Genomic DNA, 20,320 nt, shown 5'->3' on the forward strand with positions numbered 1-20,320 from the left:
TTTCCCTATTCACGATGTCGGATTTTATGTGCCGGGATATTCCCCACCCTCATTCCTGTGCCCGTCACAGGGATGAGGGTGCAAGCAAATGCTAAAGACGCCACGCCGCACGAATTGCAACCGGCAGCTGGTCACCGACCGCAACCGATTCTCGAGAATAAGCCCGAAGCGCCTGCCCGTCCGGCAGGTCGAGACGCAAGGCATAACGCTCGCCCTCGTAGAGAACCGAGGTCACGGTGCAGGTGATTCCATCCACATCCCGCACCACGTCCTGCGGCCGCACGAGAATATCCGCCCGTGGTAATTGCCCACCGTTATCCATCGCTGTGCGGAGCGCGTCCCAGTCAATATCCCGCGAAGAACCTTCCGGCATCGGCACGGAGAGAATGGCGCCCTGCCCCACCAGCGAGCCGACAAGACGCCCCTCGGGTCGTGCATAAAGCTCGGCGGGCGGCGCGACCTGAAGCAGCTTGCCCTGAGACATCACGGCGACATCGGTTGCCAGCGCCATGGCTTCCGCCTGATCGTGGGTAACATAGATCATCGTCGCGCCGGATCGGATGTGGAACTCGCGAAAGGTCTCCTCCATCTCCTGCCGCAAATGCCGGTCGAGATTGGCGAGTGGCTCGTCGAGCAGCACGACATCGGGTTCGGTGACGAGGCAGCGGGCCAAAGCGACGCGCTGCCGCTGGCCACCGGAAAGCTCGGCGGGACGGCGGTCCGCAAAGCCATCAAGGCGTACGGCTGCCAGCGCTTGGGCCACCTTCTCGCGATATTTCTCTCCGGAAATGCCGCGAACTTTCAGGGGATAGCCGGCATTGTCGGCAACCGACATGTGCGGCCAGAGCGCATAGGACTGGAACACCATCGCCATGTTGCGCCGCTCCGGCGGCACCATGCTGCCTGCATCGGCCAGCACCCGCTCGCCGAGCAGGATGGAGCCATCAGTCGGTTGCTCGAAACCGGCGATCATGCGCAGCACCGTAGTCTTGCCGCAGCCGGAAGGCCCGAGCAACGCGAGGAAACCTCCCTCACGCACCGTGAGCGAGAGGTCGTCAACGGCGGGTTTCGACCCGGCTCCAAAGCTTTTCGTCAGACGATTGAGGATCAGTTTCGCCAAGGGACCACTCCTTTCGGCAGATAGCGCCCCAGAATTTCGAGCAGCAGCATGAGGAAAATCACCATGATGACGACAAGCACCGAAAGTGCGGAGGCAAGATCGAAGCTGCCGCTGTCATCGAGGTTATAGATGAGCACACCGAGCGTCTGCGTGCCGGCGGACCAAAGGAGCGCCGAAACCGTCAGCTCATTGCAGGCGATCAGGAAAACGAGGATGACGGAAGCGCCAGCCGCAGGCCCGACCAGCGGCAGGATGATGTCCTTCAACCGCCGCCAGAAACCGGCGCCCGAAAGCCTTGCCGCCTCTTCCAGCGACGGATCGAATTGGAGGAAGGCGCTGACCATCGGTTTGAGGCTGACGGCGAAAAAGGAGGAAAAATAGGCGAGCAGAATGATCCAGATCGTGCCGTAAAGCGTGATGCCGAGCAGCGGGATGGGGGCCGCGAACAACAGGACGAAGGATACGGAAATCACCACACCCGGCAGCGCATAGGGAATATCCACCAGCGCCGACAGCAGGAACATGAAGCGGCTTTTGCCGCGCACCAGGAAATAGGCGGTCAACACCGTCACCGCAAGCAGGCAAAGGGATGTGACCGTCGCCAGAAACAGCGAGTTGCGGAAGGCTGTGCGGGTTACGCTCTGCCGGTAGAGTAGCTCCTCATAGGCGTGCATCGTAGCGGTCTTGAGACTGAGCGGCACGCCATAGGCGGGGGCAAGCGAGCTTGCCACCAGCGCAGCAAGCGGTGCAACCAGCATGAAGAACAGCACGAGCCAAAGGACAAGCTCAGCCACTACACGCCAGCGCGACAGCTTGAAAGTCGCGGCCTTGCCGGAAAGACCGATGATGCGATAGTCCCTGCCCTTCAATGCCCGCTCTTGCAGCGCAAGGCCGGCCACGGAGATGATGGCGATCATGGTCGAGAGAATGGCGATATCGCCGAAGGTGCTCGCACCAAAACTGGCGAAGCGGCTGTAGATCAGCGTCGGCAGGGTGAAGGTCGAGGCCGGAATACCGAGGATAGCCGGAATACCGAAATTGCCGACATTGGACACAAACGAGATCGCCGCCCCGGCGATCAATCCCGGCGTCGAAAGCGGCAGGATGATATCCAACAGCACGCGGCGAGGCGAAGCACCGGAAAGCTTGGCCGCCTCGATGCCATCCTGCGGCAAAGCGAGCAGGCCGGCGCGCAGCGACAGATAGACAAGCGGCGCATGCTGCACGCCGAGCAAAAGCGCGATACCGGCAATGGAATAGAGCGGCTGCGGCGAGCCCATGGGCGGCGCAAGGCCGATGGCCTTTAAAAGCGTGCTCGACGGGCCGGTCATGCCGATCCACGACAGCGCCGTCACCTGCGGCGGGATCATCATAGGCAGCATGAAGAGAAAGCTTAAGATCGACTTGCCGCGTATGTCGCAAAGCGTCAGCGCCAGCGCGAAGCCCCCGCCGATCATGAGTGAAATCAGCATGCCGAAAGAAGAGGTGGACAGCGTGTTCAGCGCCGCATCCCAAAGGGCGGGATCAGCCAGCAATCGCCATATGTCACCATTGAGTGACGAAACAATCCCGGTATAGGCGAGCCGCCCGAGCGGCAGGGCGCTGAGCGCAAAAACGACGCTCACCACAAAGGAAACAGCCAGCGCGGCTGGCTGTTTCCATAGGCACTTGATCGGGACATGCCGCTATATCAGCCCTTGGAGCCGAAAATATCGGAGAAGGTCTTCAGATCCTGCTCGGAATTCTTCAGCGCGTCCGCGGCGTTGAGCGGCAGGACCTTGAGCTTGTCGCGGGCGGGGAAACCTTCCGGCATGCCAGCGTCAGCGCGCGCGGGGATGTAGCCGAGCTTGACGAAGCCCTGCTGGCCTTTTTCCGAAAGCACGTAGTCGACGAACTTCTTAGCGGCTTCCTCATGCTTGGTACCCTTGAGGATCGCGACCGGTTCGGTCACGGCCGAAACGCCCTCTTCCGGGAAGACGAACTCCACCGGGGCGCCCTTGGCCTTTTCGCGGATCGGCATGTAGTCGACGACAACGCCGTAAGCCTTCTCACCTGATGCAACCGACTTCAGCACCGCGCCGTTACCGCCGCCGGAAATGGCTTCATTGGCCTTCAGCTGCTTGTAATAGTCCCAGCCGAGGCCGTTGGCAGCGGCCAGCGTCTGCGCGTGGATCAGCGCTGCACCAGAGGTCAGCGGGCTCGGCATGGTCACGAGACCCTTGGCTTCCGCCTTGGCAAGATCCTTCCAGCTCGTCGGCTTCATCGCAGCGGCAGTGTTATACATGATGCCGGTGGTGATGAGCTTGGTGGAATAATAATAGCCGTCCGCATCGTAAAGCGAGGCGTCGATGTTCTGAGCTTCCGGGGACTTGTGGGCCATAAGCTGGCCAGCCTGCTTCATGCGCTCGAGTGTGACGGTGTCGGCGATCAAGAGCACGTCGGCAACCGGATTGCCGGCGCTGATCTCAGCCATCAGCTTGGCCATGATCTTCGGCGTTCCGTCACGCACCCATTCGACTTCGATACCGGGATTGGCGGCCTTGAAACCATCAACGGTCGCCTGCGCGTCCTCGTTCGGCTGGCTGGTATAAAGCACCAGGTCGGCAGCATTGGCAGCGGTGGCGATGAAGCCGAGCGATACGATGGCGGTAAAAGCGGAAAGCAGCGTTTTCATAGGTCCAGTCCCTGTTGTTTCGTGGGACCGCTAAAACATGATTGCATAACATGTATGTGACAGGCAGGATTTTAGGGGGGGGGGTGATCTCGGTGGCCAAGGTGGAGACCGGGGCCTACCCCCCTCTGCCCTGCCGGGCATCTCCCCCACAAGGAGGGAGATCGGCAAGACGCTCTTTCGTCACTTAATTTTCGAACGTTGAGATGGGCGAAACCTCACCACGGGTCGATCTCCCCACCTGTGGGGGAGATGTCCGGCAGGACAGAGGGGGTAAGCCGCCTCCCCGTCGCTGCCGAAAACCTCGCAACCCTCAAATCGCCGGAACCACTTCGGTCGTCTCCGCCTGCGCCGTCGCGATCAACCGGCCAAGCCGCTTCATGCCTTCCTCGATCATCGCCTCATTGGCGCAGGAGAAGCTGATGCGCAGCGTGTTCGTGCCCGAGCCATCCGCAAAGAAGGCGCGACCCGGAACGAAGGCGACCTTTTCCGTTGCGATGGATTTTGCCAGCAGTGCGGCGCCATCCATGCCTTCCGGCAGGGTGACCCAGATGAACATGCCGCCTTCCGGCTTGGTCCAGCGCGTGCCCTTCGGCATGTATTTGTCGAGCGCAGCCAGCATCGCATCGCGGCGGGCGCTGTAGGCAGCCTTGATCTTGGCGACCTGTTTGTCGAAGCCGCGCGAAGCGACACGTTCGATGGCGATCTGGTTGATCGTCGAGGAATGCAGGTCTGCGGCCTGCTTCATCAGCACCAGCTTGCGGATAACAGGCGCGGACGCAACGATGTAACCGACGCGAAGGCCGGGTGCGAGCGTCTTGGAGAAGCTGCCGCAATAGATGGTGCGGGTGTTCTCGATGCCGCCCGAGCGGGCGATGTCGAGCGCCATGATCGGCGGAACCGCCTCGCCGTCGTAACGCAGCGACTGATAGGCGGCGTCTTCGATGACGGCGATATCCAGCTCGTCGGCCAGCGCCAGAACCTTTTCGCGGCCGGCAAGATCAACGGTTTCCCCGGTCGGATTCGAGAAATCAGCAGAGAGATAAGCGAACTTCACGGCGCCGCCGAGCTTGGCCGCAGTTTCGCGGTAAGCTTCCGGCGTGCGGTTGCCGCCGGGATTGAGCTGATCGTAATTCGGCTCATAGGCGTTGAAGGCGGAAAGTGCGCCGAGATAGGTCGGCCAGGTTACCAGCGCGGTATCCTTCGGCGACAGGAACAGCTTGCCGAGGTAGTCGAGACCCTGCTGCGAACCGGAAACGATGAAGACGTTGTCGGCAGTGCATTCGATGCCGATCTCGGCCATTTCGCCCGCCAGCCATTCGCGCAGCGGCTTGTAACCTTCGCTCACCGAATATTGCAGCGCCGAGTTAACCTGCGAACTCGAAAAAATTTCCGCATAAGCCTGCTGGAACTCCTCTGCGGGGAAAAGAGCCGGGTCCGGAATACCGCCGGCAAAGGAGATGATATCGGGCTGCTCGAGCAGCTTCAGCAGCTCGCGGATTTCAGACGCTTTCATGCGCGACGAGCGCGTGGCGAAAATTTGTTCCCAATCAAGCATGGGTACGTTTCCTCTTGTGTCGTTTTTATGCGTGCATCTTTACAGAAATGTCGATACGTCAGCAATACTGACTTATCAGTTTTTCGAATTATTTCTGCCTCCCTGCACGTTACCCGCATTTGGGCCCGCCTTTGGCGGACAAAGCCAAATACACCCTTGCGCAAAGCTTCACAATCTTCCGTTTGCGATTGACGCGGCAAGGTTTTCCGGCTGGATTGCGGCCACGCGCCGCGACACGGCGAAAGCATCATGGGAGTTTGACGACATGCTGAAAAATATCGACCCGGCGCTGAATGCCGATGTTCTTCACGCCCTACGCGCCATGGGTCACGGCGATACGCTGGTGATTTCCGACACCAACTTCCCTTCCGATTCGGTGGCTCGCCAGACAACGGTCGGCAAGGTGCTGCGCATGGACAACATTTCCGCCGCCCGCGCCATGCAGGCGATTCTCTCGGTGCTGCCACTCGACACGCCGCTGCAGCCTTCGGTCGGACGCATGGAAGTGATGGGCGCACCGGACCAGCTGGAACCCGTACAGGTCGAAGTGCAGAAGGAAATAGACGCGGCGGAGGGAAAATCCGCCCCCATGTACGGTATCGAACGCTTCGCCTTCTATGAACAGGCTAAAAAAGCATATTGCGTCATCACAACAGGCGAGACCCGTTTTTACGGCTGCTTCCTGCTGACGAAGGGCGTCATCCCTCCGGGCAAATAAGATCGAACGGCAAATTGGGTCGCGTGCTAAACCCGTCATGACAATTTCAAGTTGTTGTGGCAAAAACTTCCACTAGGTTTTGTAAAACCAACCGGAGGTGTGAGGTATCATGACCCAATATGTCCTGGCGTTCTGGAATGTCGAAAACCTGTTTGCGCCGGAGGGTTATCCAGCGCGCGAACCTTGGATTGCCGAGCGGCTGAAGAACGATCTCAAAGGCTGGACCGAAGATCTGTTCAAGACCAAGCTCAGGCAACTCGGTTTGATCATAAGGCAGATCGGCGGCGCCGGGCCGGATCTGCTCGGCGTGTGCGAAGTCGAGAACCGTTTCGTTCTGGAGACGCTTGCGGAACATCTGAACGACCTCATGCCTGAGCGCGCCTACCGTGTGGTGCATGCAGATTCCAGCAAGGACCAGCGCGGCATCGATACGGCCTTCATCTATGACAGCAAGAAGCTACTGATCAACGAAAACGAGATTTTCAGCCATTTCGTGATGCGCCGCACCGGTACCCGCGACATTACCCAATGCACCTTCATCACCAAGGGCGGACGCCAGCTTATCGCCCTTTCCAATCACTGGCCGTCGCGCTCCGGCGGCGCGGTGGAAAGCGCCGGTTTTCGCATGACCGCCGGTGAGACGCTTGGCTACTGGCACCAGCGGATCAGGGAAGAAAAAGGAAACGACATCGCCGTCGTCGCCTTCGGCGATTTCAACGACGACCCTTCCGATGCATCGCTACGCTATCACGCCAATTCCACCCGCGAGCGCGACGATGTCGAAAGCTCGCAATCGGCAATGTTCTACAATCTCACCTGGAACTACCTGCGCCAGCAGGTAGTAGATTCAGTCGGTACGGCAAGAACGATCTATGGCACGCTCTATTTCAACGGCGACGCCAATATCTTCGACCAGATACTCGTCTCAAGATCGCTTCTGACCGGGAGCAGCGGCTTCGCGGTGCGCGAGGAAACCGCGAAAATTGAAGCCATTGCCGCCATGGTCAGCCACAGCAAGAATGAGGGGCCGATCCGCTTCGGCCTGTCGAAAGGCGATGCAGTCAAAAACGTCAATCTCGGTGGTTTCTCCGATCACTTTCCCGTATCGGTCATTATCGAGGAAGCCGACGCCATCGTGTGATCCTAGCCAGGCGCAATGCAGAAAGGCCGGAGCTCTCGCCCCGGCCTTCCAATATTCTGTCAAGCAATGAAGCTTAGTTGACAGCCTTGTCGACCAGCTTGTTCTTGCCGATCCAGGGCATCATGCCGCGCAGCTTTGCGCCGACTTCTTCGATCTGGTGGGCGTCGTTGTTGCGACGGATGCCCTTGAAGCGTGCGCCGCCGGCCTTCCATTCCTGCATCCACTCAGTGGTGAACTTGCCGGTCTGGATGTCGTGAAGAACGCGCTTCATTTCAGCCTTGGTGTCAGCGGTGATGATGCGAGGACCGGTGACGTATTCGCCCCACTCGGCCGTGTTGGAGATCGAGTAGTTCATGTTGGCGATGCCGCCTTCATAGATCAGGTCAACGATCAGCTTCACTTCGTGCAGGCATTCGAAATAGGCCATTTCCGGTGCGTAACCGGCTTCGACCAGGGTTTCGAAACCGGCGCGGATGAGTTCTACGAGACCGCCGCACAGAACGACCTGTTCGCCGAAGAGGTCGGTTTCGCACTCTTCCTTGAAGTTGGTTTCGATGATGCCAGAACGGCCACCGCCAACGCCGCAGGCGTAGGAGAGAGCGAGTTCAAGTGCGTTGCCGGAAGCGTTCTGGTGAACGGCAACGAGGCAGGGCACGCCGCCGCCCTTCTGGTATTCGCCGCGAACCGTGTGGCCGGGGCCCTTCGGTGCGATCATGACGACGTCGAGCGAAGCCTTCGGCTCGATGAGGCCGAAGTGAACGTTGAGGCCGTGTGCGAAAGCAATCGCCGCACCGTCACGGATGTTGCCAGCAATGTCGGCCTTGTAGATGTCGGCCTGCAATTCGTCAGGCGTCGCCATCATCAAAAGGTCGCCCCACTTGGCGGCTTCGGCAACGGTCATGACCTTGAAGCCGTCGGCTTCCGCCTTCTTGACGGTCGGCGAACCGGCCTTCAGAGCAATGACGACGTTCTTGGCGCCGGAATCCTTGAGGTTCAGCGCATGGGCGCGGCCCTGGGAACCGTAGCCGACGATGACGACATTCTTGGACTTGATGAGATTGAGATCCGCATCACGATCATAATAAACGCGCATTTTATGGTCCTTCCCTAATGCTTGTCTCTGTGTGAACCGGAACCTCAGGCGACCTTGCCGCCCAGTTCCGAATGTACCTTTTCCGTGCCGTAGAGTGTTAGAAAGGCGACCACCGCCTTCTTTGCCCGGGCGGAAAAATCCTTGTCAGGCGCCTCGCCCAGCAGCATGCGCACATGCAGATCCGAAACGATGAGGCCGTAAAAACTGCGATACGCCTCTTCGGCGTCATCGAAACGCAGGTAACCCGAACGGCGACCCGCCTCGATCAACCCGCGGGCGCGGCGGTCGATCTGGCGACGGCCACGTTCCAGAAGAAGATCGCCAAGCTTGGAACCATCACGGCTCGCCTGCCCTATCGCCAGACGGTTGAGCGCCAGCGACACATCGCCCGCCAGCACATCAAGCAGATCATGTGCGAAAACCTCGAGATGATCGGCAAGCTGCGGCGCAGACACGCGGTCGCCCGCCTTCTCGAAGGTGCGAACCTTGCTTTGCTGGAAGGTGATCATCGCAGCCAGCAGGCCGTCCCGGTCGCCAAACCATTTGTAGAGGCTTTCCTTGGAACAGTTGGCCGCACGCGCAAGACCAGAGGTCGTCAGCGCTTTCTCGCCACCCTCGACCAGAAGACGCAATGCCTGATCCAGAACGGCGTTCTGGCGCGGCGAAAATTCCTGCGCTGTGATCGGGTCGGAGGCCACTTATTTCCACTCCAGAGGCTCGATTAATGTACCGTACGGTACGGTTCGAGCGCCATTTAAGCGGAGGCAGCTTGCCCGTCAAGCGCTTTCTTCGCAGTGATGTACGAATTGACGCGATGCGGAAGCAGAATGCGCCGCACCATAATGCCGCTTTATCCGGCCGCGCTTATCTCACGCGAGGCGTCGACGTCGCGTGAGGGCGACATCCCGTAAAAGCGGCTGTATTCCCGGCTGAACTGCGAAGGGCTCTGGTAACCGACTCGATGGCCGGCCGTGCCTGCATCCAGGCGCTCCAGCAGCATCAGCCGGCGCGCCTCATGCAGCCGCAACTGCTTCTGGTACTGAATGGGGGTCATGGCCGTGATCGTCTTGAAATGGTGATGGAAAGACGACACGCTCATGCCGATATGCTCCGCAAGTTCCTCGATACGCAGCTGGCGCGCGAAATTCTCGCGCAGCCAGGAGATGGCGCGGGCGATCCGATTGCCATGGCTTCCGGCAGCGACGATGTTCATCAGCTGCCCACCCGCTGGTCCCGTCAGGATTCTGATAGAGGATTTCCTGCTCGATCAGCGGCGCCATGGCCGCAATATCCGCCGGGCGGTCAAGCAGGCGCATCAGCCGGATGGCCGCATCAAGCAGCTCCGGTGTGGCGGCGTTCACCACGATGCCGCGCTGGCCGCTTACCGGCTCCTGAGGCCGCTCGATCGGCATGCGGCTCATAAGGTCGAGCAGCTTTTCGCTGTCGATCGCAAGCCCGATGCAAAAATGCGGTACTTCCTCGCTCGCTTCCACCACACGCCAGGCAACCGGCAGGTCGAGCGAGGTCAGAAGATAGTCGCCGGCCCCGTAATTGATGGTGTCCGTTCCCAGCTGAACGCTTTTCGACCCCTGGATCACCATTGCCAAACAGGGACGATAGCTGCCGTGGCACGGCGCGCTGGGTGTGGACCGGCGGCTGATGCCGAGGGTTTCGATTGCCGTCTGGACCTCGCCATCGCGGGTGGCATGCCGTGCGGCGATGGAGGCGATCTCCTGATAGAGATTGAACGGCATGGTCATCTGGGAAACCCTTTAGGGAAGGAAGCAGCGTGTCTGTTTGCATTATCTAGAAAGCCGGGCCAGTTTCCGCAAATAGCCCACCGCAATTTTTTGCAGGATCGTGCAAAAAGCTCGGAGGATCGCTCTAACGCCCCGGCACCCTTCCATTGCATATTCCGCCGTCCCCAACTCCCGAAAGGATAATCAGATGGCCATTGCAAGAGGTTATGCTGCGACCGATGCGTCGAAGCCGCTTACCCCGTTCACCTTCGAACGCCGCGAGCCTAACGATGACGACGTTGTCATCGATATCAAATATGCCGGCATCTGCCACTCGGACATCCACACCGTCCGCAACGAATGGAAGAATGCCGTCTTCCCGATCGTTCCCGGCCATGAGATTGCCGGTGTCGTGAAAGCCGTTGGCTCCAAGGTCACGAAATTCAAGGTCGGCGATCATGTCGGCGTTGGCTGCTTCGTCGATTCCTGCGTCGGCTGCGCCACCCGTGACCTCGACAACGAACACTACATGCCCGGCCTCGTCCAGACCTATAACGATGTCGATCCGAATACGAAGACAGCCACCCATGGCGGTTATTCCGACTCGATCGTCGTCAAGGAAGGTTATGTCCTGTCGATCCCGGACAACCTGCCGCTCGACGCTTCCGCGCCGCTTCTATGCGCAGGCATCACGCTCTACTCGCCGCTGCGCCGCTGGAACGCCGGTCCCGGTCAGAAGGTCGCAATCGTCGGGATGGGTGGTCTTGGCCACATGGGCGTCAAGCTCGGCGCTGCCATGGGCGCGGATGTCACAGTTCTTTCCCAGACCCTGTCGAAGAAGGAAGACGGACTGAAGCTCGGCGCGAAGGAATATTACGCCACCAGCGACGCCTCGACCTTCGAAAAGCTGGCCGGCACCTTCGACCTGATCATCTGCACGGCAGGTGTCGCAATCGACTGGAACGCCTATCTCGGCCTCCTGAAGCCCAAGGGCAGCATGGTCGTGGTCGGTGCACCGGAACATGCGATCCCGGTCCACGCCTTCTCGCTCATCATCGGTGCGAAGAGCCTCTCCGGCTCGATGATCGGCTCGATCAAGGAAACCCAGGAAATGCTGCATTTCTGCGGTGAGCATGACATCGTCTCGGAGATCGAAACGATCAACATCCAGGATGTCAACGAAGCCTATGAGCGCGTGCTGAAGAGCGACGTTCGCTACCGCTTCGTCATCGACATGGCATCGCTCGACGCTTGAGCCCTGGATTGGCACAAGCTCGCCACATCCGCACTCCGTCACCCCGCACTTAATACGGCGTGACGGAGGAATGGTTTGGCGCACTGACCGTAAATGCGAGCGCGGGAAGCCAATGCTTCCCGCGCTTTCCTTTACCCGCCCTGCCCTCAGGCCTCGTCCTTCAACGTCTCTTTCTGGGTGATCAGCCGCGCGCTGTGCTGGCCGCTGAGGTAAATCCACAGCCAGCTCCACGCCACGGCCAGCCGCGAGCGCGTTCCGATCAGGAAATAGATATGGGCAAGCCCCCAGATCCACCATGCAAGCACGCCCTTGAGCTTGAACCTGCCGAAATCGATCACCGCCGCACGTTTGCCGATTGTCGCCAGATTACCCTGATGGCTGTAGCGGAACGGCGCGGGCTCCGGCTCTCCGGATAGCCGCGCCTTGATGACCTTTGCCACATGGGCGCCCTGCTGCTTGGCTGCAGGCGCAATGCCCGGCACCGGTTTGCCGTTTTCCTGATTGACGGCGGCCGTATCGCCGATGACGAAAATATTGGGGTCGTCTTCCAGATTGAGATGCGGCCCGACGATAGCGCGTCCCGCCCTGTCGGCAGCGGCATTCAGCCACTTTGCAGCGGGAGACGCCTGCACGCCAGCGGCCCAGACCACCGTGCGGCACGGATAAAAGGTCTCACCCACCGTCACGCCCTCATCGGTGCAGGCCGTCACCGGTGTGCCGAGCAGAACCTCGACGCCGAGCTTTTCAAGCGCCTGCTTGGCATAGGCCGAAAGATCGTCCGTAAAAACCGGCAGAACGCGCGGACCTGCCTCGACAAGCAGCACGCGGCTCTTTCTGGTATCCACATTGCGGAATTCCGGCGGCAGCGCCTTGTGGGCAAGCTCGGCGATCATGCCCGCCATTTCCACGCCCGTCGGGCCTGCCCCGATGATGACGAAGGTCAGCTGCGCCTGCCGTTCCTCTTCGCTGGTGGCAAGTTCCGCACGCTCGAAAGCCAGAAGCAGGCGGCGGCGGATCGTCGTTGCATCCTCGAGCGTCTTGAGGCCGGGAGCGGCACGCTCCCATTCGTCACGGCCGAAATAGGCATGACGGGCGCCGGTGGCCAGCACCAGCGTATCGAAGCCGATGACCTGACCGGAACTCAGATGCACGGTGCGGGCGTCACGGTCTACGCCGTTCACTTCCGCAAGCAGCGTCGTCACTTCCTTGCGGTCGCGGTAAAGATGGCGGATCGGCCAGGCGATTTCGGATGTCGCAAGAGCCGTCGTCGCAACCTGATAAAGCAATGGCTGAAATAGATGATGGTTGCGGCGGTCAATCAATGTGATGCGGACAGGGGCCCCCTCCAGCCCGTGTACCATTTGTAAGCCGCCGAAGCCTCCACCCACGACGACAACGTGATGTTCTTGCATGTGTCTCTGCCTTTAAAAGCTCGCGCACGGAGCATGCGCAAGCAGATTATAGGCAAAAAAATTGACTTTGGTTATGAAATAGCCTGACCGCAGGCGCGACAAAAACGCCGGACTGTTTCAGCCATGCCATATTCCAGCGCATCCGCCGTCAACCCGTGACCGATGGATACCTCTGCAAGATAAGGTATGCGTTTCATAAGCTTGGGCAGGTTTGCTACAGTCAGGTCGTGCCCGGCATTGACGGCAAGCCCGAGCGCTGCGGCGTAGTCCGCCGTCTGTCCGAGTTTTTCCAGAAGCGCGTCACCCTTTTGCGGATCGTCAAAACAGCCGCCATAGGGACCGGTATAGAGCTCGATGCGGGCAGCACCCGTCTCAGCCGCCAGCTCCACCGCTTCGCGCTCGCCGTCACCATCGGCAAAAAGCGAAACCCGCATACCGCCAGCCTTGAGGCGCCCAACGGCTTCTCTCAGGAAAACCGCGTGCTTGCGGAAATCCCAGCCATGGTCTGATGTCGCCTGCGACGGATCGTCGGGCACCAGCGTCACCTGCTCAGGCTGGGTCTGTTCGCACAGAACGAGAAAATCCTCCGTCGGATAACCTTCGATGTTGAATTCCGCGCTTGGGAAACTGTCATCGATAAGCGCACGCAGCACCGGCAGGTCCGAAAAGCGGATATGGCGCTGGTCCGGCCGAGGGTGTACAGTCAGCCCGCTAGCACCCGCAGCGAGTGCAATATGCCCGAAATGCGCGACATCCGGCCATGGGAGATCGCGACGGTTGCGCAGCATGGCAATTGCGTTCAGATTGACGGAAAGTTTTGCGGGCATGACATCGAGGCTCCGGTTCGGAATTGACATCCTGTTTCACGCAGGTTGACGCCGACCGCAAGGAGGCCGATAAAATTTTTTAAGGATACGGGAACGAAAGCAGGCAATACAGGTTACGGTTCTCATGCAGCATCGGCAAAATGTCTTGATCAGAAGACAGGTCTGCAGTGGGGAACAAGTAACGAATGCCATAAAAAGCAGGCACACTGTCAAAACGCGCGAAGGGGGAAACGATGCAGAATGGCAGGATGCCGTTTGAACACGGCGACGAGGACAAACCCAATCTAAGGATCAGCAGCTTTTTACCGGATATAAGCCTGCCCTCCTCCCTGCCCGCCGAACCGGTTCCCATCGCCGACATGGCCAACATTTTCGGCGTAACGCACCGGACCCTGCATTTTTACGAAGAAAAGGCGCTGCTGACCTCGAAACGCATCGGCCAGATGCGGGTTTATTCCCACCGCAACGTGCAACGCATGGCGGTGATAAATGTCTGTCGCGAAGTCGGCATTTCCGTCGCAGCCATTACAGACATCATGGAAAAACTTGCTCGCTCTCTCTCGCAGGAAGAAGCTGACGAGATATTCCACTCCGCGCTGCGGCAGCGAAAAAGAGAACTGACCGCGGAACGCTCCACGCTTCAGCGCCAGGCCCAGCAGATCGAGGAACTGCTCGCCACCGATAACGATACTGATGGCCTCGACGCCGCTGAGCGGGGACCGGGCAAGGATATCGCGCTGACAGACAACGAGCGAAAATGCCTGGAACTGATGGCGGAGGGGTACGCCCCGGTAAGGCTCGCGCGCGCTCTCGGCCTTTCAGGTAACGACCTCAACGAACTGGAGGCGAAGATTATCGGCAAGTTCAGTGCCAGCAACCGCTTTCAGGCGGTTGCCAAAGCGGTTCTGCTGGGCGTCATCCGCGCCTGACAAAGCATTTCCACGAAAACTGCACAGCGGTTTTCCGTCCGGACAATGCGCAGACAAAAGAATTGGAGCATTGAAGGTGTCCCGCTATTCACCGGAAATGCTCTATCTCAGCGAACGATTGTGAGTGTTTCTGCGGCGCGGGTGATGGCGGTGTAAAGCCACCGCTCGCGCGAATCGCGGAAGGCATAGCTCTCGTCAAAGAGAACCACATTGTTCCACTGCGAACCCTGTGCCTTGTGCACGGTCAGCGCATAACCGAAATCGAACTCGTCATAACGCTTGCGGGTGGTCCACGGAATTTCCGTTTCCACATCCTCGAAAGCCGCCTTCAGCAATTTGATCTTGGCCGCGCCGCGATCCATATCGTCGTCTTCAGGCCGGATCATCAGGTTGATGCCGGGTTTCACCGTCTCGCGCGAAGAACTCATGACCTGCCAGAGCGAGCCGTTCAGCAGGCCCTTGGCCGGATCGTTCCTCAAGCAAACCAGCTTGTCGCCGGATTGCGGATAATCGGCCGTAAATCCCTTCAGCTCGCGAAGCCGCTGGTTATAACGGCGGCGCGTGCGATTTGTGCCGACGAGCACCTGATCGGCATCGAGCACGAGCGACTGTGTCACCTCGGACTTGGAAATCACCTGCGCGGCACCGTAATCGCCACGCATGATCTCGCGGCCTTCCCGCACATCCATGGCAAGATGGATGATGGGATTGTCCTTGGCCTGCCGATGGATTTCGGAGAGCAGGTAATCCGGCTCCTGCTCCGTGAAGAAGCCACCGCCTGAAACCGGCGGCAACTGTCCGGGATCGCCGAGCACGAGAATCGGCGTGCCGAAGCTCATCAGATCCTTGCCGAGCTGCTCATCCACCATCGAACATTCATCGATGATGATGAGTGCCGCCTTGGCTAGCGGGCTCTGGCGGTTGATGGAAAACATCGGTGCGACCGAGGTCTTGCCGGTTTCCTCGTCTTCCACGGTCTCTTCGCCGCGCGGGCGGTAGATCAGCGAATGGATGGTGCGGGCATTGGTCGCCCCGCGCGAGCGCAGCACCTGCGCCGCTTTGCCGGTGAAGGCCGCAAACAGCACTTCGCCATCGACATTTTCCGCGAAATGTTTGGCAAGCGTCGTCTTGCCGGTTCCGGCATAACCGAACAACCGAAAAACCGGCGTCCGGCCTTCCTTCAGCCAGCGGGAAACAGCCTTGAGCGCTTCGTCCTGTTGCGGTGAAAATAACATGCGCCCTCATCGCAGGATTCGAGCACCGTGCGCAACAGAAAAAGAACGAAAGATGAATCACACTATCAGAATGCGGCAATAAAACACGGCTGGTTTTTAAACCATGGCGGGTATCATGCCGCGCATGAAGATATTGATTCTGGGCGCAACGGGTTTCATCGGTTCCGAAGTGATCCGCAGCCTTCACGGCAAAGGTCACACCGTTACTGGGCTGGCTCGCACCATTGCGCGCGCCAAAGATAAACGGCCTTTCGCCAGCTGGGTTCCGGCCGATCTCTCGCGTATGACCAGCGCAGCCGACTGGGAGGCACTCGTTAGCGACCATGACGCCATCGTCAATTGCGCAGGTGCGCTTCAGGACGGCCTGTCGGATGATCTCGCCGCGACGCAGGAAAAAGCGATGCTGGCGCTCTACCGGGCAGCGGTAAATGCGGGCGGCAAGCTTGTGATCCAGATATCGGCCCGCACTTCCGGAGCCGCTTCCCAACTGCCCTTCCTCGCCACCAAACGCCGCGCCGATGTGGCACTTGCCGCAAGCGGTCTGCGCTTTGTCATTCTCCGCCCCGCACTGGTTGTCGGCCGCAACGCCCATGGCGGCACAGCACTCGTGCGCGCGCTTGCAAGCTTCCCCTTCGCTGTGCCGCTCGTAAACGGCAAGATGCCTGTACAGACCGTCGCAGTCGAAGATGTCGCGTTGGCAGTCAGCGCGGCAATAGATGGCGAAATCCCGTCAGGCAGCGATATCGAGTTGGCAGCAAACGAAACGCTGACATTGCAAGGCGTAGTCGCTGCGCACCGGCAATGGCTCGGCCTCGCCCCTGCTCCCGCGCTAAATCTTCCGACTGCCTTCATGCGCCCCGTCGCCCTCACGGCGGATATTGCGGGAAAGCTCGGCTGGCGGTCGCCGTTGCGCTCAACCGCCATGAGGGTGATGTCGGAAGGTATCGTGACGGAGAACAGCGCGCCAAAAGCGACGACGTCGCTCAAGAGCTTGAGGGACACGCTGGCAGCTCACCCTTCCGGCGTGCAGGACCTGTGGTTTGCCAGATCATATCTGCTCAAACCCGTCCTCATTCTCTGCCTGTCGCTGTTCTGGCTATTGTCCGGCCTCGTACCGCTGCTTGATATCGACAGCTCGGCCGCGCATTTCCTGCCCTTCATGCCGCAAGTGCCAGCCGTCACCCTCACACTCGCCACCTGCCTCATCGATATCGCCCTGGGCGTCACCGTCCTGATAAGACCACTTGCCAGAAAAGCGCTCATCGCCATGCTCCTGGTCACCGCCGCCTATCTGACTGGTGGCAGTCTGCTGGAGCCGGGTCTGTGGCTCGATCCGCTCGGCCCCCTCGTCAAGGTCCTGCCCTCCATCGCCCTGACACTTGTCGCCCTTGCCACATTGGATGAACGCTGATGACACCTGAAGACCTTCTGCGGCTCGCCCATGTCATCGGCGCAACCGTGCTGTTCGGCACCGGGGCTGGCATAGCGTTTTTCATGGTGATGGCGCGGCGGACGGCAAACCCGGCCCTGATCGCCCATGTTTCGGGCACGGTCGTCATCGCCGACACCATCTTCACCGCCACGGCGGCGATCATCCAGCCGGTCACCGGTTATTTTCTGGCGCGCATCATCGGCTGGCCGCTGAGCGAAGGCTGGATCGCCCTTTCGCTCTGCCTCTATGTCTTCACCGGCATTTTCTGGCTGCCGGTGGTGTGGATCCAGATCAAACTGCGCGACATCGCCCGCGATTGCGTCGCTGCGGACGAGGCCCTGCCGCCGCAATGGTTCCGTCTCTACCGCATCTGGTTTGCCTGCGGTTTTCCGGCTTTCTTCGCGGTTCTCGGCATCATCTGGCTGATGCTGACCAAGCCGGATATTGCCCTGTTCGGTTGATGCGCCTCAATTGACCGCCTGTCTTTCGACAAGCTGCGCCAGTTGCTCGGCAACCGTGTTCCAGCCGTCGAAAAAGCCCATCTCCGCGTGCCTGTCGCGATCTTCAGGGTTTCTGTGCATGGCATAGGCCAAATACTCCATTCCTTCAGGATGATCGCGAAACGTCATGACGGCGGTGAGGAATGGGCGGGCGGACGGGCGAAAGCCTGAAGTCAGTGCATCGGTGAAGACCAGACGCTCCTCATCATCCACCGCCAGGAAACATCCACTTATGTGATCGCCGAATGCCTTACCGTCTTCGCTGTAGCGGGTCTCGAAAGCGCCGCCGGGGAAAAGCTCCATTTTCTCGACACGGCATTTGCCGGGATGCGGCACCCACCACTGTTCGAGGCTGTTTTTGTCGACCCAGGCGTTCCAGACCAGCTGGCGCGGCGCCCTGATGATCCTTGAAATCTTCAGATCGAGATCGGGATTGAAAGTGTCGGTCATTTGTCATTCTCCCCTTTATCGGAGGTCCTGTCCTGTTGCGCCATGACGAACTGTTCAAGCCGGTCCGTCCGGCCTTCCCAGATGGCATGCTGTTGCGAAAGCCAGCCCTCGATCATCGAAAACCGTTGTTTCTCCAGCGAGCAAAATCGCACCCGGCCCTGCTTTCGCGTCACGATCAACCCCGCTCCTTCCAGCTGGCGGATATGTTTCATGAACGACGGCAGGGCCATGGCGAAAGGTTCGGCAAGCGTGCCGACGCTCGCATCCCCGCTGCCCAACCGCAAAAGCACGGCCCGTCGTGTCGGATCGGCAAGGGACTGGAAGATATCGTCAAGTGGCGCTGAATAGTTATTCATAAGACTAACTATCACGACGAAACACTTAGCTCAACGGATAAGTTTAAAAATCGCACCGGCGGAGGGAATAAAGCAGTGACCTGCGGTGTCTTTTGATGTGCTGGCGGCAGAAGCCGCCCGAACCAAGGAGGATATGTCCATGAAAATCCGCTTTATCGTTCCCGCCCTCGTTCTGGCATTTGCCGGAACGGCCTATGCGGCACCCGCAGTCGAAACGGTCAAGACCGCCAAAGGCAATGTGCTTGCGGGCGAAAAAGGCATGACGCTCTACACTTTCAAGAACGACAAGAAGGGCGTATCCAATTGTTATGACAAGTGCGCCACCAACTGGCCGCCGTTCTTCGCGGCTACTGGCGACAAGGCCGAAGGCGCCTATTCCGTCGTGACGCGCAAGGACGGCAAGATGCAGTGGGCAAAGGACGGCATGCCGCTCTACTACTGGGCCAAGGACATGAAAAAAGGCGATGCAACCGGCGACGGTATGAACGGTGTATGGGATGCCGCAAAACCATGATGGCATGAATGGCAAGACGCGGGGGAGCCTCTCCCCCGCAGCCGGCTCCTTCGAGGCGGAGATGCTGGCGCTGATACCCATGCTGCGGCGTTATTCCCGCAGCCTTTCCCGCTCCGACGCCGATGGCGAGGACCTTTTGCAGGACTGCGTGGAAAAGGCGCTGACCAACAAGAGGCAATGGCACGGAACGGCTTTGAAATCATGGGCTTACGCGATAATGACGAGATCTTTATCGCAACCGCCACCGCGCCGCGAAACGTCACCCGTCCGAAAGTCTCGACGGCCATGAAAGCTTGGCCGTTGCCGACACACTCGGCGACACGCTGGAAAACGATAGGCTGCACGTCGCGCTCGGGCTGCTTTCGCCAGAGATGCGGGCGGTGCTGATGCTGGTGACTGTGGAAGGCTACAGCTATCAGGAGGCAGCCGAGACATTGTCGATCCCGGTGGGTACCGTCATGTCCAGACTTTCCCGCGCCCGCGAAACCCTGCGCCAGCACCTGGCGGCGGACAATATCATTCCCCTGCGGAGACCACGATGAAAAGGCCCGATGCCATTACCGAAGACGATCTGCACGCTTATGTCGATGGGCTTTTGTCCGACGACGACCGCGCGGCTGTCGAGGCCTGGCTGACCGAAAGGCCGCAGGAGCGGGAGCGTGTGGAAGACTGGAAAAAACAGGCTGAAACCCTGCGAGCCGCATTCGCCGCCTATGCCGCCGAACATCCGCACGACACCGCGATGCTTGCCGAAAGAAAACAGGCACCCGCGTGGCGGCTGAAACCGGTTCTTCTGCGAACGGCAGCTGTGTTGCTGATCTTCGCGGCGGGTGCGGCAGCCGGCAGGCTTGTGCCGTCGCCGCTCGCCACGCCGCAGGACGTGGTTCTGGCGTCGTTGACGACTGACATTCCCGCGCAGGCGAAATCGGCCTATCTCATCTATGCAAGCGAGGTGCGCCACCCCGTTGAAGTTGGAGCCGAACAGCAGCAGCACCTTGCAACATGGCTCGGCAAAAGGCTCGGTTATCCCTTCGCCATCCCCGATCTTTCCAAGATCGGATATGATCTCGTCGGCGGGCGCCTGATCCCCGTCAGCGGCAAGCCAGGGGCGATGCTGATGTATCAGGACAAGACCGGCCGCCGGGTAACGGTGCTGGTCGGCCACAACGAGGAAAACCGCACCACCAGCTTCCGCATGGCGAGCGCCGATGGCGTCGAGACCTTTTACTGGATCGACAACGAACTGGGCTATGCCGTTTCTGCCGAGCTGACGCGCGCCGAGGTGCAGAAGATCGCCGAGGAATGTTACCGCCAGTTCCCTGCGTAGAATAACCTATACCCCCACCCCACATCCATGCGACAGGCACAGG

Annotated in this window: 18 protein-coding genes and 3 pseudogenes; 9 read left to right on the forward strand and 12 right to left on the reverse strand. The window is 59.7% G+C overall.

The window, feature by feature from the left end:
- Positions 1-91: 91 nt before the first annotated feature.
- The 4 genes and pseudogenes from RBH71_RS22025 to RBH71_RS22040 form a co-directional block, all read right to left on the reverse strand.
- Positions 92-1,120, reverse strand: coding sequence for an ABC transporter ATP-binding protein (locus tag RBH71_RS22025; RefSeq protein WP_003513056.1), 1,029 nt, complete (start codon positions 1,118-1,120; stop codon positions 92-94).
- Positions 1,108-2,801: pseudogene (locus RBH71_RS22030) on the reverse strand (ABC transporter permease). The gene RBH71_RS22025 and the pseudogene RBH71_RS22030 overlap by 13 nt, the downstream one beginning before the upstream one ends.
- Before the next feature lie 9 nt (positions 2,802-2,810).
- Positions 2,811-3,794: an ABC transporter substrate-binding protein gene (locus tag RBH71_RS22035; RefSeq protein ID WP_003513059.1), complete on the reverse strand. Its 984-nt coding sequence runs from the start codon at positions 3,792-3,794 to the stop codon at positions 2,811-2,813.
- 310 nt (positions 3,795-4,104) lie between these two features.
- Positions 4,105-5,349 (reverse strand): PLP-dependent aminotransferase family protein, encoded by a 1,245-nt coding sequence (locus RBH71_RS22040; protein WP_003513060.1) that lies wholly within the window; start codon positions 5,347-5,349, stop codon positions 4,105-4,107.
- 265 nt (positions 5,350-5,614) lie between these two features.
- Between RBH71_RS22040 and RBH71_RS22045 the strand changes: the two genes are divergently transcribed.
- Positions 5,615-6,067 (forward strand): RbsD/FucU family protein, encoded by a 453-nt coding sequence (locus RBH71_RS22045; protein ID WP_003513061.1) that lies wholly within the window; start codon positions 5,615-5,617, stop codon positions 6,065-6,067.
- 109 nt (positions 6,068-6,176) lie between these two features.
- Positions 6,177-7,208 (forward strand): endonuclease/exonuclease/phosphatase family protein, encoded by a 1,032-nt coding sequence (locus tag RBH71_RS22050; RefSeq protein WP_003513062.1) that lies wholly within the window; start codon positions 6,177-6,179, stop codon positions 7,206-7,208.
- Positions 7,209-7,281: 73 nt separating this feature from the next.
- Here RBH71_RS22050 and ilvC read toward each other — a convergent pair whose 3' ends face one another.
- From ilvC to RBH71_RS22070, 3 genes and pseudogenes are all read right to left on the reverse strand, one after another.
- Entirely contained in the window at positions 7,282-8,301 is a 1,020-nt protein-coding gene (gene ilvC, locus RBH71_RS22055; protein WP_003507583.1) for a ketol-acid reductoisomerase, read from the reverse strand.
- 44 nt (positions 8,302-8,345) lie between these two features.
- Positions 8,346-8,999 carry a TetR/AcrR family transcriptional regulator gene (locus RBH71_RS22060; RefSeq protein ID WP_003513063.1) on the reverse strand — a complete coding sequence of 218 codons (654 nt, stop codon included), beginning with the start codon at positions 8,997-8,999 and terminating at the stop codon, positions 8,346-8,348.
- A gap of 152 nt (positions 9,000-9,151) precedes the next feature.
- A pseudogene (locus tag RBH71_RS22070) lies at positions 9,152-10,061 on the reverse strand (AraC family transcriptional regulator N-terminal domain-containing protein).
- 187 nt (positions 10,062-10,248) lie between these two features.
- Here RBH71_RS22070 and RBH71_RS22075 point away from each other — a divergent pair.
- Positions 10,249-11,295: an NAD(P)-dependent alcohol dehydrogenase gene (locus RBH71_RS22075; RefSeq protein WP_323687493.1), complete on the forward strand. Its 1,047-nt coding sequence runs from the start codon at positions 10,249-10,251 to the stop codon at positions 11,293-11,295.
- A gap of 146 nt (positions 11,296-11,441) precedes the next feature.
- On the opposite strand, the gene RBH71_RS22080 is transcribed toward RBH71_RS22075, so the two are convergent.
- Together RBH71_RS22080 and RBH71_RS22085 are read right to left on the reverse strand one after the other, a co-directional pair.
- Positions 11,442-12,707 carry an NAD(P)/FAD-dependent oxidoreductase gene (locus RBH71_RS22080; RefSeq protein WP_003513069.1) on the reverse strand — a complete coding sequence of 422 codons (1,266 nt, stop codon included), beginning with the start codon at positions 12,705-12,707 and terminating at the stop codon, positions 11,442-11,444.
- 71 nt (positions 12,708-12,778) lie between these two features.
- Complete coding sequence (locus tag RBH71_RS22085) at positions 12,779-13,534, reverse strand: pyridoxine 5'-phosphate synthase (RefSeq protein ID WP_003513071.1); 756 nt, start codon at positions 13,532-13,534, stop codon at positions 12,779-12,781.
- A gap of 233 nt (positions 13,535-13,767) precedes the next feature.
- Here RBH71_RS22085 and RBH71_RS22090 point away from each other — a divergent pair, with 233 nt between their 5' ends.
- Entirely contained in the window at positions 13,768-14,463 is a 696-nt protein-coding gene (locus tag RBH71_RS22090) for a MerR family transcriptional regulator (protein ID WP_003513073.1), read from the forward strand.
- A 107-nt stretch (positions 14,464-14,570) separates the two neighbouring features.
- On the opposite strand, the gene RBH71_RS22095 is transcribed toward RBH71_RS22090, so the two are convergent.
- On the reverse strand, positions 14,571-15,698 hold the full coding sequence (locus tag RBH71_RS22095; RefSeq protein ID WP_003513075.1) for an ATP-dependent DNA helicase: 1,128 nt from the start codon (positions 15,696-15,698) through the stop codon (positions 14,571-14,573).
- 124 nt (positions 15,699-15,822) lie between these two features.
- Between RBH71_RS22095 and RBH71_RS22100 the strand changes: the two genes are divergently transcribed.
- Both RBH71_RS22100 and RBH71_RS22105 read left to right on the forward strand, forming a co-directional pair.
- On the forward strand, positions 15,823-17,109 hold the full coding sequence (locus tag RBH71_RS22100) for an SDR family oxidoreductase (RefSeq protein ID WP_035251903.1): 1,287 nt from the start codon (positions 15,823-15,825) through the stop codon (positions 17,107-17,109).
- A complete protein-coding gene (locus RBH71_RS22105; protein WP_003513079.1) occupies positions 17,109-17,591 on the forward strand; it encodes a DUF2269 family protein in 483 nt (160 codons plus the stop codon). The genes RBH71_RS22100 and RBH71_RS22105 overlap by 1 nt, the downstream gene beginning before the upstream one ends.
- Before the next feature lie 6 nt (positions 17,592-17,597).
- Here the strand turns inward: RBH71_RS22105 and RBH71_RS22110 are convergent, their stop codons facing one another.
- Positions 17,598-18,080 carry an SRPBCC family protein gene (locus tag RBH71_RS22110; protein WP_003513080.1) on the reverse strand — a complete coding sequence of 161 codons (483 nt, stop codon included), beginning with the start codon at positions 18,078-18,080 and terminating at the stop codon, positions 17,598-17,600.
- Positions 18,077-18,436, reverse strand: coding sequence for an ArsR/SmtB family transcription factor (locus RBH71_RS22115; protein ID WP_003513082.1), 360 nt, complete (start codon positions 18,434-18,436; stop codon positions 18,077-18,079). Before RBH71_RS22115 ends, RBH71_RS22110 begins: the two co-directional genes overlap by 4 nt.
- A 133-nt stretch (positions 18,437-18,569) precedes the next feature.
- Between RBH71_RS22115 and RBH71_RS22120 the strand changes: the two genes are divergently transcribed.
- From RBH71_RS22120 to RBH71_RS22130, 3 genes and pseudogenes are all read left to right on the forward strand, one after another.
- Positions 18,570-18,950, forward strand: a complete 381-nt coding sequence (locus tag RBH71_RS22120) for a hypothetical protein (protein ID WP_080580913.1) — start codon at positions 18,570-18,572, stop codon at positions 18,948-18,950.
- Positions 18,934-19,492 (forward strand): annotated as a pseudogene (locus RBH71_RS22125) (RNA polymerase sigma factor). Before RBH71_RS22120 ends, RBH71_RS22125 begins: the two are co-directional and overlap by 17 nt.
- Positions 19,489-20,277: an anti-sigma factor family protein gene (locus tag RBH71_RS22130; protein WP_003513088.1), complete on the forward strand. Its 789-nt coding sequence runs from the start codon at positions 19,489-19,491 to the stop codon at positions 20,275-20,277. Before RBH71_RS22125 ends, RBH71_RS22130 begins: the two are co-directional and overlap by 4 nt.
- Positions 20,278-20,320: the final 43 nt, after the last annotated feature.

The sequence above is a fragment of the Rhizobium sp. AN68 genome, from assembly GCF_030758035.1.
Lineage (GTDB): Bacteria > Pseudomonadota > Alphaproteobacteria > Rhizobiales > Rhizobiaceae > Agrobacterium > Agrobacterium tumefaciens.